The following is a 16,870-nucleotide window of genomic DNA, read 5'->3' as shown; positions in this document are numbered from 1 at the left end:
TATAAACAAAGCGCTCAAAAAAGAGGGATAGTTACCGTGTAAATATCCCTCTGCTGTTGTAGATTTATTTTTACTACCCGCCCATGGTCATCTCTAATAGTGGCGCGAGTAAGTTCCCCTCTCGGCCAAGGCGAGTATGATAAACCTGCCGATACGCAAATACGTTTTTTACGTAGTCTCGAGTTTCTCTATATGGAATAAGCTCAACCCATAGCTCTGCGGGCATCGCTTCCTCTGGTAGCCAACGCTTAATTCGGTGATATCCGGCGTTATAGGATGCTGTTGCCAACACCTCGTTACCGTGATTTTTCTTTTTTAAATACTGTAAATAGCGGGTACCAAGTCGAATATTGGTTTTTGGCTGATACAAACGACGGCTAGATACATCACCTTTGTTAATATATTTTGCGGTGCTTGGTAATAACTGCATTAACCCGCGTGCATTTGCATGAGAACGGGCATCAGGTGCAAATGAGCTTTCTCGACGCGCAATAGCGATACTCCAAGTTAAATCTATTTTGCTACGATTACTGTAGCGCTCAAACATTTCTTGAAACGCAAATGGAAAACGCAAATCAACATAATCCCATGCTTTTATTTTTGCTAGGGTAAATATTGTACTATCAAACCAATCAAGTTCTGCCGCAAGCACTGACGCTGCTAGCTTTTCATCATCTTCAGAAGTGTTGGTTAAATAATTCCATTCACGTCGGGCCGCTGTAAATCGCTCAAGTTCATATAGTGCCTTAGCACGCTTAAAGCCTGGTGCATTACTGACTTTTGTTACTAAGGCTTGATTTACATTGACTGGTAGCTCATTTAAATCAACCGGTAACCCTAAGCGAGCAGCGGCTAAAAAACCGTAATAATCACGGTTAGCGGCTACCTTACTCCAAATTGCCTTAGCTTTTTCATGATCTGCGCGTTTGTCATAACTATAAGCAAGCCAATACTGTTGCCCTAAGCTAAGATTTTCTTTACCGGTAAAAAATGCCGCAATGCCTTCCCAATCTTGAGTTTTAAGCATATTGGCTAGTTGCCATTGCATTAATTTACGATCTTGACGCGCTTTAGGGACTTTATTTAAATAAAAGCTCGCCTGGCTATGGCCGCTCGAGGCCAACGACAGCGCAAAGGTATAATATACATCCGCCTTTTCATCATCAGCAAAATCAAACATGCCTTCAATTTTTTGCCACGCCTTTAATGCCAGCTCTTTATCACGCCAAATTAAACGCTTAATACCATAAAGCGCTATTTCCCCTTCTTTGGCTGTTTTACGTTTATAGCGGTAAAGGCCTGCAGCAGCACTAGGATCGCGCCTTACCTTGGAATATAAATCAGCTAAATAACGCTCCTTGGCTGGCAATAAGGTTTTTAAATAAGGCAATAAACGATAAGAGCCCCCTTGTGCCGCTAAAGTAACACGCTGCCACACAACATCAGGGGTTAAATAACCATTTTGTCGCCAACGCTTAAAAAGCCCGTCACATTCACTAGGTTGTGACTCGCCTACCGTCCAAATATCGGTTACCTGCGAGAGTATTGCTTTTTTAGGCGCTCCTAAGTCAAGCTGATAACTAAGATGGGTACAACTAAGCTCAGTGTCAGAGGTTTCACGGTAGTTTTTAATAAATGCTGCTTTTTTATTTCTGCGCTTTAAATAATTTAACCATGCTTTGCGCACTGGCCACTCTAATGGCGTGTGTTCATAAATAGTGAGGAAGTTTTCTATTTCTGTTTGGTGTTTTAAACTGGGGTAGCGCTGCCAATAGGCTTTTTCTACATAGGGCTTAAGTGGGTGAGACAATGAGTCTACCGCTTCTTTAAAGCTTTTATAATCGCCATAACGGGCTTGTTTTTCTGCATCTAAAAATGCATCAAGTTCAGTATTTGCGTTGGCAGAGGGTAAAGATAAAAATAGAGTCGCTGCCGCTACGCTTAATAAATATTTTTTCATAATGTCCTTTAGGGCATAGTAACCTTCAAGGCTGACAAGGGTGTGGCTATGGGTAAATAGAAAACAGCGCAGGCACTGTAACTCTATTTATTTACTTTGATAAAACCCAAGCTATAAACACCAAGACAGCGCAATAAAATGAATAAAGAAAACTTTCAAACCCACCTTAGCACCAAACCAGCTATATTTTAACCAGACGTTTGTAACCAAGATAAATTTTTCGTTGCATTTTTAATTTAAAGCAAGCACACTGGTCTGAATATGAACTCATCGTACCAGTCTTAGTTCATCAACTAGGGAGAATAATAATGTTATATAAAAGCGATTCCTTTGAAGTTAGCTTCGTAAAGGAAAACATCGCCGAGTTTAAGTTTTGTGCTACAGGTTCTGTAAACACATTATCTCAACAAACTCTTTCAGATTGTGCGGCAGCATTAAAAGAATTAGCCGCTAACACTGATATTAAAGGCATGATTTTTACCAGTGATAAAGACCACTTTATTATTGGTGCCGATATCTTCGAATTTTTACCTACTTTTACTAAGCCTGAAGCAGAATTAGTAACGTGGATCAAAGATGCAACTGACGTTTTTGATGCAATTGAAGACTTACCATTCCCAACACTCAGTGTTGTAAACGGCTTGGCGCTTGGCGGCGGCTGTGAGTGGGCACTTGCTACCGATTATCGTGTTGCAAGTGACTCAGCAAAAATAGGCTTACCAGAAGTTAAATTAGGCATAATGCCTGGTTTTGGCGGTACAGTACGCCTTCCGCGCATTATTGGTGCCGATAACGCGATGATGTGGATCACCACAGGTAACGAAAATCGCGCTGCTGACGCCCTTAAAGTAGGTGCATTTGACGCGGTAGTTAGTGCCAACAAACTACAAGAGTCAAGTTTAGCAACACTAGAATTAGCGATTGCTGGCAAGCTAGATTGGCAAGCAAAACGCGCTGTAAAATTACAACCGCTTAAATTAAACCGTGTTGAGCAAGGCATGAGCTTTGCAATGGCAGAAGGTATGGTAATGGGTAAAACCAAAGGCCACTATCCTGCTCCAGTTATGGCAGTTCGCACTATTAAAGCAGCAGCAAACAGCTCACGCGCCGAAGCAATGGCAATTGAAAATGCCAACTTTGCAAAACTAGCACGTACTAGTGAAGCTGCTGCTCAAACAGGTATCTTTTTAGCAGATCAATACATTAAAGGTAAAGCACGTAAATTTGCTAAACACAGCGATGTAGAAATTAAACAAGCGGCAGTATTAGGCGCAGGTATCATGGGTGGCGGTATTGCATACCAGTCTGCTTATAAAGGCACACCAATCATAATGAAAGACATCCAACAGGATGCGCTAGATTTAGGTATGGGTGAAGCATCTAAACTATTAGGTGCAAAAGTGAAGCGCGGCCACATGCCGATGGAAAAAATGCTAGCAACGCTTAGCAAAATCAAGCCAACGCTTAACGATGCAGACCTACAAAACGCCAACATTATCGTTGAAGCCGTAGTAGAAAACCCTAAAGTGAAGCAAGCCGTACTTGCTGATCTTGAAAAGAATATGCCAGAAGGCACGGTACTTACGTCAAACACATCGACTATTTGTATCGACCTACTTGCAGAAGCGCTTGAAAAGCCAGAAAACTTCTGTGGTATGCACTTTTTCAACCCAGTACCAAAAATGCCATTAGTTGAAATTATCCGTGGTGCAAAAACCTCAGATAAAACGATTAATGCCGTGGTTGATTATGCCCTCAAACTAGGTAAATCACCGATTGTTGTTAACGATTGCCCAGGCTTTTTTGTAAACCGTGTTTTATTCCCTTACTTTGCTGGCTTTAGCAAATTAGTGGTTGAAGGCGCTAACTTTGCAAAAGTAGATAAAGTAATGGAAAACGTATTTGGCTGGCCAATGGGCCCGGCGTACCTACTTGATGTTGTAGGTATTGATACGGCTTATCATTGTACTGGCGTAATGGCAGATGGTTTCCCTGAGCGTATGGCACGTGCAGATAAAGACCCAGTGACTGTTTTTGCTAACGAAAAACGTTTTGGTCAAAAGAACAAAGCAGGTTTCTACAAGTACGAAACAGATCGTCGCGGTCGTCTTAAAAAATCACATGACCAAACAGCGATTGAACTACTTGCACCAATTACAGACGCACCAAAAGAATTTGATAAACAAGAAATCATTGATCGTTGTATGATCCCAATGATCAACGAAGTGCTACTTTGTTTACAAGAAGGCATTGTTGCTTCTCCTCAAGAAGCTGATATGGCACTTGTATACGGTGTTGGTTTCCCTCCATTTAGAGGCGGCGCGTTCCGTTACTTAGATCAAACAGGTTTAGCTAACTTTGTAGCAACTGCTGACAAATACGCTCACCTAGGTGCGATTTACCAAGTATCAGAGCAAACTCGCAAGTGGGCTGAAGAAGGCCGTGTTTTCTATAAGGTGGAAGGTTAATATCATGAATAATCCAGTAATTGTAGATTGTATCCGCACACCAATGGGTCGCTCAAAAGGCGGCGTATTTAAAAACAAACGTGCGGAAGACTTAAGCGCTCATTTAATGAAAGGCTTATTAGAACGTAATCCGGCAGTTGACCCTGCGTCAATTGACGATATTTATTGGGGCTGTGTACAGCAAACATTAGAGCAAGGCTTTAACGTTGCACGTAATGCATCTCTACTTGCAGGCATTCCACATTCAGTGCCAGCAACCACAGTTAACCGTTTATGTGGCTCATCAATGCAAGCATTGCATGACGCTGCTCGCGCAATTATGACTGGCGCTGGCGACACATACCTAATTGGTGGCGTTGAGCACATGGGTCACGTACCTATGACTCACGGTAACGACTTTCACCCAGGCTTAGCTACATCAATTGCACAAGCATCTGGCTCTATGGGTTTAACCGCTGAGTACCTTGCTACTATTCACGGTATTAGCCGTGAGCAACAAGATGAATTTGCTTACCGCTCTCATCAACGCGCACATGCTGCAACAGTTGAAGGCCGTTTCCGCCGCGAAATTTTAGCAATGGAAGGTCACGATGCTGACGGTTCACTTATTCTTGTTGAAGATGATGAAGTAATTCGTCCAGAAACAACAGTTGAAGGTTTATCGCAGCTACGTCCAGTATTTAACCCTGCTACGGGTTCTGTTACTGCGGGCACATCTTCTGCACTTTCTGACGGCGCATCAGCTATGTTAGTAATGAGCGAAGAAAAAGCAAAAGAACTGGGCTTACCAATTCGTGCACGCATTCGCGCTATGGCTGTTGCCGGTTGCGATCCATCAATCATGGGTTACGGCCCAGTACCTGCAAGTAAAAAAGCATTAGCACAAGCCGGTATTACCATTGATGACATTGACGTAGCTGAGCTTAACGAAGCATTCGCAGCACAATCACTGCCTGTACTTAAAGACCTAGGTTTAGCAGACGTGGTTGACGAAAAAGTGAATTTAAACGGCGGCGCTATCGCACTTGGTCACCCTCTGGGTTGTTCGGGTTCACGTATTAGCACCTCGCTTATTCACTTAATGGAAGACAAAAACGCAAAATACGGTTTAGCAACTATGTGTATTGGTTTAGGCCAAGGCATTGCCACTGTATTTGAACGTGTTCAAGACTAATTAGTTTTTAACATGTAAAACCATCTTGGTGATTAAAAGGCGAACTAGCGCAAGTTAGTTCGCCTTTTTTATGCCACCAGCTTTTGCAGGTTTAAAATGAATAATGTGATCGGGTGCATTAAACTTATTTCAGATTATCTATTAATAAGTTGAGCTGTTTTGTTATACGTAAAATAGTTAACCAACAGCTTTATTTACGCTAAACTACCCGACCTAACCAAGCCGCGACTATTTTTACAGGTAATTTTTATGAGCTTTGATAACCCCGATCACCAATTAGATGCCATCGGCCTTCGTTGCCCAGAGCCGGTGATGATGGTACGCGCTGCGATTCGTAAAATGAGCGATGGTGAAACACTGCTTATTATTGCCGACGACCCTTCAACCACCCGCGATATTCCCAGCTTTTGTACCTTTATGGATCACACGCTAGTGGCTAAAGAAGTTGAAGAGTCACCATATAGGTATGTGGTGAAGAAAGGGCTTTAAGGTTCATTGCTCAAATACTTTGTTCTAATTAAATTACTGCTTTTGAAGTGAGAATTATTTTTCTCTTCTAAATAATGAGCCACTCGGAACCACTCAAAATCCAAGTGAAATTTCTTTTCATTGTTAACTACTAATGCTGGTGGGCCCAAGAGTCGATTCACGTTTAAGTCTATATTTTGATCAAGTAACTTACTAAAATAGTCTTCAGCCTCCGTTACTGACTTATCCACCAAAGTGCGTAGTTTAATCATTAAATCAAAAATCCCTTCAAAATAACCATCTATCGCTCTGTTGAGGTCAACTAAATCAGAATTTAAGAGCTCATCTTTAAATGCAGAGTTTAACCCCTTTAACAACTTTATCCTTTCTTTCTCTTCCATTACCGATAATACGAGTGGAATCTGAAATTTTGTTATTACTCCATTTCCATGTTTACTTATAGATGGATATTTTAAAGTTAGCCTATTTACGGGTAACATTTTATGTTGGCATAAATTTCTCAAATTACAGCATAGAACATAATACTGATTCTCTTTAAAGATCTTCTCTCTTTCTATCAATAATTCAGGTAATAATGATTGATCAATATCATTAATTATCGAAAACTTATCACGTTCAATGTACAACCGATCTAAAACTAATTTTCCAGTATTCAAAATGCTTAGATAGGAGATATTTAATTTAGTACGGGCTTTTTGATTTTCTATATAAGCATGTACCTCAGAGAAATTTGAAAACTCTTGTGAAAGTTGAGCCATAGTAAGCAATGATTTGAATGTTTTAACTTCCTCGATCAAAACGTCAAATAAATTTTCTATCTCTAGTTTTCGTGAAAAAAATTTATATTTTGTTATGCAATCATATGAGTCTGACTCAGTTATCTTAGCCCGTTTAAAGCTAGGCTTATCATTTTCTAGATAGCAGTACTCTATATAATTATCCAATGTACTACCCCTTAATCCAAAGGCTCAATTTCATATTAACGTCCTTGTCACAAATCTATAAGCCCACTCGGGCAGCTAAAAGCTGACAGCTCCCAACTTACAGCTATTTCTTAGTTATAGTCACTTCTGGCTTATCGTAGTCACTAAAATCAATGCTGACTATGTACGACCCTTTGATTGCGGGTGTGTAACTAAAGTAGTTGTAAATAGTGCTGCAATCGGCGCGCGTTGATTGGCCAAGTGTTAGGCTTTGTCCTGATGGCTGTGAATCGCTGTAGCCACAGTTAAAACCTTCACTAAAATCTGCATCGGCTATTTTAAACTCGTACACTTTACCTGGGGTCGAAAATTTAACTTGGGCTTGGTAAAGCGCAGGGCCGACTTGTTTAAATTGGTATTGAGGTTCTGCATCCCATAATGTGAAATCCCCTCTTAAATAAATACTGCGATCCAATTCTTGCTGCGGCAAAACGTCGTTAATCGAAATTTGGCTGTTACAGGCCGTAAGTAAGCCAGCCATTGCTAGCGTTAAAATTCGTTTTATAGAGATCATCATTTGTATCCTTTGCATACAGTGAATACTAAAAAGCCAGCATAATGCTGGCTTTTTAAATAGCTATTGGCTGTTATTTTTGTAATACAGAAATATCTGCAATTTCTAAAAATAACCCGCTAAGCTGGCTTAAAAGTGCAAGACGGTTTTGCTTAACCGCTTCATCGTCGGCCATTACCATGACATTGTCAAAAAAGTTATCAACACTCTCACGAATGCCTGCTAATTGGCTTAATGCCTCTTGGTAATTTCCATCGCTGTACAGTGGTGCTAAATCAGTGGCAAATTTTGCAACTTGCGAAGCAAGCACTTTTTCAGCATCATCACTTAATAAGCTCTGATCAACATCACCTTGCGTTGTAATGTTATTTTTAGCCAGAATATTACTTACACGCTTATTAGCCGCTGCAAGCGATTCTGCGGCGTCTAATGTACGGAAATGACTTACGGCTTTAACTCGGCGATCAAAATCAACAGGCTTGGTTGGACGACGCGCCAGTACGGCTTGAATCACATCTACTTCAATACCTTCGTCTTGATACCAAGCACGGAAACGCCCTAGCATAAAGTCAAACACATCTGTTGATACATTTAGGTTAGTCAGCTTTTCACCAAACAGAGTTTGTGATTTAGCAACCAGGTCTAAAATATCAAGCGGTAGCTGTTTTTCTACCATGATACGTAATGCACCAATAGCAGCACGACGAAGTGCAAATGGGTCTTTATCACCTTTTGGTGCTTGGCCTATACCAAAAATACCCACCAGCGTATCAAACTTATCGGCAATGGCGACTGCACAACTGATCACATTAGTTGGTAAGTTATCACCGGCAAAACGTGGCATGTATTGTTCGTTTTGTGCCACTGCAACTTCTTCTGCTTCACCATCGTGACGCGCGTAATGCATTCCCATTACACCTTGTACGTCGGTAAATTCCATTACCATTTCGGTCATTAAGTCTGTTTTACTTAATAAGCCTGCACGCGCTGCTAGCTCTTTGTCGGCACCAAGTTGCTCGGCAATGTAACCAGCTAGTTCACTAATACGCTGTGACTTGTCTTTAAGCGTACCAAGTTGTTTTTGGAACAATACGCTATCAAGAGACTCTAAACGGCTTTCTAATGTTTTCTTTTTATCTGTTTCAAAGAAGAACTGCGCATCGGCTAAACGCGGGCGCACTACTTTTTCGTTACCAGAAATAACCACACTAGGATCTTTACTTTCGATGTTAGAGACAAACAAAAACTTATTTAAAAGTTTGCCGTCTTGATCTAATAACGGGAAGTATTTCTGATCATCCTTCATGGTGTAAATAAGCGCTTCAGCAGGCACATCTAAAAATGCTTCTTCAAATGTGGCTGTTAGCGTTACTGGCCATTCTACCAATGAAGTAACTTCTTCAAGTAAGTCTTCATCCATAGCAACAACGGCATTAACTGCTTTGGCTGCGTCTTCTATTTGCGCGCGAATCTGTGCTTTACGCTGTTCGTAGTCAGCAATAACGTAAGCTGATTTAAGTACATCAAACACATCATCGGCATGATCAATGCTAATTTTTTCAGGGTGATGAAAACGATGCCCTTGCAATTGATTGCTCACTTGCTTACCAAGAATTTCACCTTCAACAAGTTCACTACCGAATAAAATAGTTACCGTATGCACAGGGCGAATAAATTGTGTTTTATTCGCACCCCAACGCATTGGTTTAGGAATAGGTAACTTAGCGAGTGCTTTGCTTATAGCGTCAGTCATTAACGTTTTGGTTTCTTGCCCTGCTACTTTAGCAATGTGCAATAACCATGCGCCCTTATCTGTTTCCAGTGTTTGCGCATCTTTTACTTCAATACCACAACCACGAGCCCAACCCATAGCTGCTTTAGTTGGGTTACCCTCAGCATCAAAAGCGGCTTTAGTTGCAGGGCCACGTTTTTCAACTTCTTTGTCTTGTTGTTTAGCTTCAAGTGCTTTTACTTGTAAACCTAAACGACGAGGCGATGCATACCAGTTCACGCCTTGGTGACATAGTTCTAGACTTTCTAATTCTGCTGTTAAGTTTGCAGCAAAGGCTTCGGCTAATTTACGAAGTGCTTTTGGTGGCAACTCTTCAGTGCCAATTTCTACTAATAAATTTTCTGCTGACATGCTTACTTATCCTTACACAGCGGGAAACCAAGTGCTTCACGTGCATCGTAATAACTTTGTGCACACGCTTTTGATAACGCACGAACGCGTAAAATATAACGTTGACGCTCGGTTACTGAAATAGCATGACGTGCGTCTAATAAGTTAAATGCGTGCGATGCTTTCATTACTTGCTCGTAGGCTGGTAATGGTAGGCTTGCTTCAATTAGCTTTTGGCTCTCAGCTTCACATTTATCAAACTGTTCAAATAAGTCGGCTACATTTGCATGTTCAAAGTTATAGGTTGATTGCTCAACTTCATTTTGATGGAACACATCACCGTAAGTTACGCGCCCAAATGGACCGTCTGCCCATACAAGGTCGTAAATGCTATCTACGCCTTGAATGTACATTGCTAAACGCTCTAGGCCGTAAGTAATCTCACCCGTTACCGGTGAGCATTCTAAACCGCCCACTTGCTGGAAGTAGGTAAACTGCGTTACCTCCATGCCATTTAACCAAATTTCCCAACCTAGGCCCCACGCACCTAATGTAGGTGATTCCCAGTTGTCTTCTACAAAGCGAACTTCGTCAGTTAGGGTATCAATACCTACAGCAGCTAAAGAACCTAAGTAAAGCTCTTGAATATTGTCTGGTGATGGTTTTAACACAACTTGGAATTGGTAGTAATGTTGTAAGCGGTTTGGGTTTTCACCGTAACGACCATCGGTAGGACGACGACACGGTTGAACGTATGCGCTCGACATTGGCTCTGGGCCAATTGATTTTAAAAATGTTTGCGGGTGAAATGTCCCTGCGCCCACTTCCATGTCAAGTGGTTGAATAATGACACAGCCTTGCTGTGCCCAATAATCCTGTAAAGCCAGGATCAAACCTTGAAAGGTTTTAACGTCATATTTTTGCATATTTTGGCTTTTTACTATCTGAGAAGTAGCGTGAAAATTACCCTCAGTATACCTTGTGCACACTCAGGTTTTAAGCAGTTTGTGCGTTTGAAAAAATAAAAAAGGAGCCTAAGGCTCCTTTTTGTTATTACGATAATGTTTTATACGTCTAAGTTAACCACACGCAGTGCGTTCGTTTCAATAAACTCACGACGCGGCTCAACTTGATCGCCCATTAATGTGGCAAATAATTGATCCGCTGCAACAGCATCTTCAATTGTTACTTGCAACATACGGCGTGCGCTAGGATCCATGGTGGTTTCCCAAAGCTGACTTGGGTTCATTTCACCTAGTCCTTTGTAGCGTTGAATGTAGATCCCGCGCTTAGACTCTGCGATCAACCATTCCAATGCATCCACAAAGTTATCAACAGGTTTTGTTTTCTCACCACGTTGGATATATGCACCCTCTGTGATGATATTAGCAATGTTTTTACCAGTTACAGCAATACGTTGGTAGTCTCTTGATGTAATAAAGTCATAATGTAGTACGTGCGCTTTATCCACACCATGCTGACGAATATTCACAACTGGATAGTACAAGTTGCGCTCTGTATCGTGCTCAGTTCCCGCATGGAAAATAGTTGCATCTTCATCACGTTCAATTAAGTCATCAACCAGCTCTTTAGTCCAAGCAACTACCTTAGCTTCGTCTGAAAGGTGTTCTTTTTTCAGCTCACTTTGGTAAATCAAACGGTTCATAACTGTGTTCGGATACTTACGCTTTAAGCGCTCGATAACTTTAACCGTGTTTTGATAATCGTGAACAATTGACTCTAATGCTTCACCATCAACTGCTTCAGCACTATCACTAGTGTACAGTGCTGCATTGCTTAGCGCTAAAGATGTAAGGTAATCAACTAATGCTGGATCATCTTTAATATAACGCTCTTGCTTACCTTTTTTCACTTTATAAAGTGGAGGCTGAGCAATATAAATGTAACCACGTTCAACAATTTCCGGCATTTGACGGTAGAAAAATGTTAGTAGCAAAGTACGAATGTGAGAACCATCCACGTCGGCATCGGTCATGATAATGATGCGATGATAACGTAATTTTTCAGGGTCATACTCGTCACGGCCAATACCACAACCTAATGCAGTAATTAGCGTTGCCACTTCTTGCGAAGATAACATTTTATCAAAACGTGCTTTTTCTACGTTTAAGATTTTACCTTTAAGCGGAAGAATCGCTTGATTCTTACGGTTACGACCCTGCTTGGCTGAACCGCCAGCTGAGTCACCCTCCACTATGTATAGTTCAGATTGGGCTGGATCTTTTTCTTGGCAATCCGCTAGTTTACCCGGTAAACCAGCTAAATCCATAGCACCTTTACGGCGGGTCATTTCACGTGCTTTACGGGCTGCTTCACGCGCGCGTGCTGCATCAATAATTTTGCCAACAACAATTTTTGCATCCATTGGGTTTTCTAATAAAAACTCAGTGAATTTTTCAGCCATTGCTTGCTCAACCGCAGACTTAACTTCACTAGATACTAGCTTGTCTTTTGTCTGTGATGAGAATTTAGGATCAGGTACTTTAACACTAACAACAGCCGTTAAGCCTTCACGAGCATCATCGCCCGTTGCGTTACTGGTTGTTTTAGCTTTTTTGTTAAAGCCTTCTTTTTCCATGTAGTTATTCAGCGTACGTGTTAGCGCAGATCTAAAACCAGCTAAGTGAGTACCACCATCACGTTGTGGAATGTTATTAGTAAAACAGTAAATGTTTTCTTGGAATGCATCATTCCATTGCATTGATACTTCTACACTAATACCATCTTCTTCACGTTCGTGAGTAAAATGGAACACCCCTTTATGCACAGGTGTTTTATTACGGTTTAAGTATTCAACGAACGCTCTAATACCACCTTCGTATTTAAAATGGTCACTTTTATTTTCTTCGCGCTCATCATTTAAAATGATGCTCACACCTGAGTTCAAAAACGACAACTCGCGTAAACGCTTAGCTAAAATATCGTAATGGAAATCTAGGTTAGTAAACGTTTCTGCACTTGGCCAAAAACGTAACTCAGTACCGGTTGTTTCAGAATCACCAATAGCTGCAAGTGGTGCATCTGGAACACCCATAGTGTAAAACTGCTCGTAAAGTTTACCTTCACGACGAATAGTTAGTTTTAACTTTTCTGATAATGCATTTACTACCGATACACCAACACCGTGTAAGCCACCTGATACTTTATAAGAGTTATCATCAAACTTACCACCAGCGTGTAATACCGTCATAATAACTTCAGCTGCAGATACACCTTCTTCTTCATGTATAGAAGTAGGAATACCACGGCCGTTATCTCTTACAGATACCGAACCGTCTAAGTGAATTGTGACAAATATATCATCACAGTGACCGGCTAAGGCCTCATCGATAGAGTTATCAACGACCTCAAACACCATATGGTGTAAGCCCGTACCATCATCGGTGTCCCCTATATACATACCAGGACGCTTTCTTACTGCATCTAATCCTTTAAGTACTTTAATACTCGACGAATCATAATTCTCAGACATGGTTAATCCCACTTATCTTGTTATTAGGTTGCCATGTTTCACGTGGAACATTTTTAGTTCTCGTTTCATGGGTTCCACCACAGCAGAAATACTTTCAGATAAAATTGAAGAAATAAATATTTGAGAACTGCAATGAGTCAATAACTGACCCACTTTCTCTTTTGTATCTTCGCTTAGCTCTGAAGGTAAATCATCTATTAGCAATATAGATTGCTTATCTGTCTCTGACTCAATCAAACTATTTTGCGTTACTTTTAACGCATACAACAATAGCTTTAACTGCCCGCGTGAGAATACATTCTCAACACTGCTGCCAGCGACACTAAAACTAAAATCAGCCTTATGAGGGCCTTTACTAGTAAAGCCTTGGCGAGCATCTCGCTCAAAGCTTTGCTCTAACGCATCAGAAAGAGATTCGGCCTCTTTCCAGCCTGCATTAAAGCTAATTTCTAGATCGCGTATTAGCGTTAATTCTGCACACATTTTATCAAAAAACTGCTGCTTAAACCTAGTTATATACGCGATTCTTAATTTATTTATTTGTTCAGCCAGTCTAACAAATTCTTTATCCCAAAACTTGATTTGGTCAAAATAATTCTTAGGCTTAGATTTCAACAATGCATTGCGCTGTTTTAGCACTTTATTAAACGATTGCCACAAGAAAAAAAACTCATGTTCCACGTGGAACAAACCTAAGTCTAAAAACTTTCTGCGCTCTTTAGGGCCACCAAAAAATAATGAATAGCTTTCTGGTGTGATAACTTGCACAGGCATAAGTTGAGCAAGTTCAGATACTTTTCGACTCGCCTTACCCTGTATTTTTAAATTGGTTTCACCCGTTTGGGTTTTACTTATCCCTATTGGAATAGATAAATCGTGTAACGCTTTTCGGCCATGAATAACAAACTGATCTTGTTGATGAGCGATGATGCTTTTATGTTTAGAGGTTCGGAAAGATTTGCCGTGAGAAAGGTAATAAATAGCCTCTAAAAGGCTGGTTTTTCCGCTGCCGTTTTCACCATAAATTATATTAACGCCATTAACTGGTTCTAGCGTCAGTGCCTCAATATTACGAAAATATTTGAGGCTCAAATGACTTAAGCTCATTATGTATTTATGATCTTATAAACGCATTGGCATAACAACGTACATAGCTTCTTCATCGCCAGCACCTTCTATAAGTGCACTACTGTTTGAATCGGCAAGGGTAAATAATACATCTTCGGTTTTTAATGTATTTAATACATCTAATACATAAGAGACATTAAAGCCTATTTCTAGGTCATCACCCTCGTACATTACTTCAACCACTTCTTCAGCTTGCTCTTGCTCTGGGTTGTTGGCTGTAATTTTTAATAAACCGTTTGATAAATTTAAGCGTACACCACGAAACTTTTCGTTCGATAAAATCGACACACGCTGAAAAGCATTACGAAGCCATTCACGATTCGCGGTAATTACCTTATCGCCACCGCGCGGCAAAACACGACGGTAATCAGGGAATCGACCATCAACTAATTTACTCGTAAAGGTAAATTCAATATCAATAATACGAATGTGGTTGGCACCAAACTGAATAGTTACCAGCTCTTGATCAGCAACCATTAGACGCATAATTTCTTGCACGCCTTTGCGCGGTATAATTAATTGGCGCTGTGTATTTAACGACTGACCTAGTTGTTTTTGTGCAATAGCTAAACGGTGCCCATCAGTGGCAACTGTTTTTATATCGCTGTTATCAACTTCAAACGACATGCCGTTTAAGTAATAACGCACATCTTGGTTTGCCATTGAAAAGTGTGTGCTTTCAAGTAATTTACGCAACTCTAAACGCGTTAGTTGAAACTCAACCTCACCATCCCACTGCTCTAAATTAGGAAAATCTTCAGCAGCTAAAGTGGTCAATGAAAAACGACTTTTACCACTGGTTAAAAGTAGCTGATGGTCTTGCAAGCTTAAAGTAAGATCAGACCCATCCGGTAAACTTTTACAAATATCGAGTAATTTTTTAGCCGGTAATGTGAGTTTAGTATCGGCAACATCGTCACCCACAAATACACTCGCCACTAATTCAATTTCAAGGTCAGTCCCTGTCATTGAAAGCTGGCCATTTTCTACCACGAGCAATACGTTAGATAAAATAGGTAACGTATGCTTACGCTCAATGGCACCCGATACTTGTACCAATGGTTTTAAAAACTGTTCTCTTGATATTGTTATTTGCATAATAAAGTCAGCCCTAAGATGACAATGTTCTTATTAAGTTTTGGTAATCTTCTTTAATCTCGTGGCTTTCGTCACGTAATGATTTAACTTTGCGACACGCGTGCAGTACTGTTGTATGGTCACGCCCACCAAAAGCATCCCCAATCTCAGGTAAGCTGTGATTAGTGAGTTCTTTAGATAATGCCATAGCAACTTGGCGAGGCCTTGCTATAGAGCGGCTACGGCGCTTAGACAGTAAATCAGATACACGTATTCTATAGTATTCTGCAACCGTACGTTGAATGTTGTCTATGGTGACTAGTTTGTCTTGCAGCGCTAATAAATCACGCAGTGCTTCTTTTACAAAGTCGATAGAAATTGGGCGGCCGGTAAAGTTTGCGTTAGCAATTACACGGTTTAATGCACCTTCAAGCTCACGTACGTTTGAGCGTAATTTTTTCGCAATAAAAAATGCCACTTCATGCGGTAAGTTAATTTTACTTTGCTGGGCTTTTTTCATCAAAATAGCAACGCGTGTTTCAAGCTCTGGCGGCTCAATCGCGATGGTTAATCCCCAACCAAAACGAGATTTAAGACGATCTTCAACCCCTTCAATCTCTTTAGGGTAACGGTCAGAGGTTAAAATAATTTGTTGGTTACCTTCTAATAATGCATTAAAGGTATGAAAGAATTCTTCTTGAGAACGTTCTTTATTAGCAAAAAATTGAATGTCATCAATCATTAATGCGTCAACACTACGGTAATAACGCTTAAACTCTTCGATCGCATTATTTTGCAGTGCTTTAACCATGTCTTGAACGAAACGTTCTGAATGCATGTAAACAATTTTAGCATCGGGCTTATTGGCCATAATACCGTTGCCTACCGCATGTAATAAATGCGTCTTACCTAAGCCTGTACCACCGTAAATAAATACAGGGTTAAATGCAGAGCCAGGGTTGTCTGCTACCTGAGTGGCAGCCGCTTTTGCTAATTGGTTAGATTTACCCTCAACAAAGCTATCAAAGGTATAGTTTTCTTTAATGTTTGATTTATAACCAGATTTAGGAGCTGGTTCTACAACCGGTTTTTGTTCTCGAGGTTGTTGTTTTGCCGTTGATTGCGTGCTTGGGGCTGATTGTGTTTCAACCACCGGTGCAGCTTGTGCATTTAATAGCGGCTTACTACCTACATCAAAACGTAACTCGGGTGCTTCTACACCACAAATTTCTACCAATAATTCATTTATTCTATTTAAGTACTTCTCTCTCACCCAATCAAGTACGAAACGATTAGGCGCATAAATCGTCAAGGTATCTTCGGTACTTTCTGCTTGAAGTGGTCTGACCCACATACTGAATTGCTGCGAAGGCAATTCATCTTGCAATACATATAAACAACTTTGCCAAACCGACAGATACACAGTAAAACTCCCAGAGATATAATTTTTATTCCCGCACAT

The 16,870-nt window shown here is 40.6% G+C and carries 12 protein-coding genes; 3 read left to right on the top strand and 9 right to left on the bottom strand.

Annotated features, from left to right (window positions below; translation table 11 throughout):
* Positions 1-73 precede the first annotated feature (73 nt).
* On the bottom strand, positions 74-1,960 hold the full coding sequence (locus AC0VZ5_RS00060; RefSeq protein ID WP_475473661.1) for a lytic transglycosylase domain-containing protein: 1,887 nt from the start codon (positions 1,958-1,960) through the stop codon (positions 74-76).
* Positions 1,961-2,268: 308 nt separating this feature from the next.
* Between AC0VZ5_RS00060 and fadB the strand changes: the two genes are divergently transcribed.
* From fadB to tusA, 3 genes are all read left to right on the top strand, one after another.
* Positions 2,269-4,428, top strand: coding sequence for a fatty acid oxidation complex subunit alpha FadB (fadB, locus tag AC0VZ5_RS00055; RefSeq protein ID WP_475473659.1), 2,160 nt, complete (start codon positions 2,269-2,271; stop codon positions 4,426-4,428).
* 4 nt (positions 4,429-4,432) lie between these two features.
* Positions 4,433-5,602 carry an acetyl-CoA C-acyltransferase FadA gene (fadA, locus tag AC0VZ5_RS00050; protein WP_010392722.1) on the top strand — a complete coding sequence of 390 codons (1,170 nt, stop codon included), beginning with the start codon at positions 4,433-4,435 and terminating at the stop codon, positions 5,600-5,602.
* Positions 5,603-5,851: 249 nt separating this feature from the next.
* Complete coding sequence (tusA, locus tag AC0VZ5_RS00045) at positions 5,852-6,091, top strand: sulfurtransferase TusA (protein ID WP_008112953.1); 240 nt, start codon at positions 5,852-5,854, stop codon at positions 6,089-6,091.
* On the opposite strand, the gene AC0VZ5_RS00040 is transcribed toward tusA, so the two are convergent.
* From AC0VZ5_RS00040 to dnaA, 8 genes are all read right to left on the bottom strand, one after another.
* Positions 6,088-7,035 carry a hypothetical protein gene (locus tag AC0VZ5_RS00040; protein WP_475473656.1) on the bottom strand — a complete coding sequence of 316 codons (948 nt, stop codon included), beginning with the start codon at positions 7,033-7,035 and terminating at the stop codon, positions 6,088-6,090. The genes tusA and AC0VZ5_RS00040 overlap by 4 nt on opposite strands.
* A gap of 103 nt (positions 7,036-7,138) precedes the next feature.
* The gene (locus tag AC0VZ5_RS00035) at positions 7,139-7,588 is read right to left on the bottom strand and encodes an early set domain-containing protein (RefSeq protein WP_475474765.1); all 450 of its coding nucleotides are present in this window, start codon (positions 7,586-7,588) and stop codon (positions 7,139-7,141) included.
* 73 nt (positions 7,589-7,661) lie between these two features.
* The gene (gene glyS / locus AC0VZ5_RS00030; RefSeq protein WP_475473654.1) at positions 7,662-9,731 is read right to left on the bottom strand and encodes a glycine--tRNA ligase subunit beta; all 2,070 of its coding nucleotides are present in this window, start codon (positions 9,729-9,731) and stop codon (positions 7,662-7,664) included.
* 2 nt (positions 9,732-9,733) lie between these two features.
* Positions 9,734-10,636: a glycine--tRNA ligase subunit alpha gene (glyQ, locus tag AC0VZ5_RS00025; protein WP_010392717.1), complete on the bottom strand. Its 903-nt coding sequence runs from the start codon at positions 10,634-10,636 to the stop codon at positions 9,734-9,736.
* 140 nt (positions 10,637-10,776) lie between these two features.
* Positions 10,777-13,203 (bottom strand): DNA topoisomerase (ATP-hydrolyzing) subunit B, encoded by a 2,427-nt coding sequence (gene gyrB, locus AC0VZ5_RS00020; RefSeq protein WP_178954438.1) that lies wholly within the window; start codon positions 13,201-13,203, stop codon positions 10,777-10,779.
* Positions 13,204-13,215: 12 nt separating this feature from the next.
* Complete coding sequence (gene recF, locus AC0VZ5_RS00015; RefSeq protein ID WP_055013149.1) at positions 13,216-14,310, bottom strand: DNA replication/repair protein RecF; 1,095 nt, start codon at positions 14,308-14,310, stop codon at positions 13,216-13,218.
* Between the two features lie 15 nt (positions 14,311-14,325).
* Entirely contained in the window at positions 14,326-15,429 is a 1,104-nt protein-coding gene (gene dnaN, locus AC0VZ5_RS00010; RefSeq protein ID WP_008112965.1) for a DNA polymerase III subunit beta, read from the bottom strand.
* A 13-nt stretch (positions 15,430-15,442) separates the two neighbouring features.
* Complete coding sequence (dnaA, locus tag AC0VZ5_RS00005; protein ID WP_024601489.1) at positions 15,443-16,831, bottom strand: chromosomal replication initiator protein DnaA; 1,389 nt, start codon at positions 16,829-16,831, stop codon at positions 15,443-15,445.
* Positions 16,832-16,870 lie beyond the last annotated feature (39 nt).

It is taken from the genome of Pseudoalteromonas sp. QJM3NY_12, assembly GCF_056173165.1.
The sequence above is the reverse complement of the archived record's forward strand: the minus strand, read 5'-3'. Positions and strand labels throughout refer to the sequence as shown.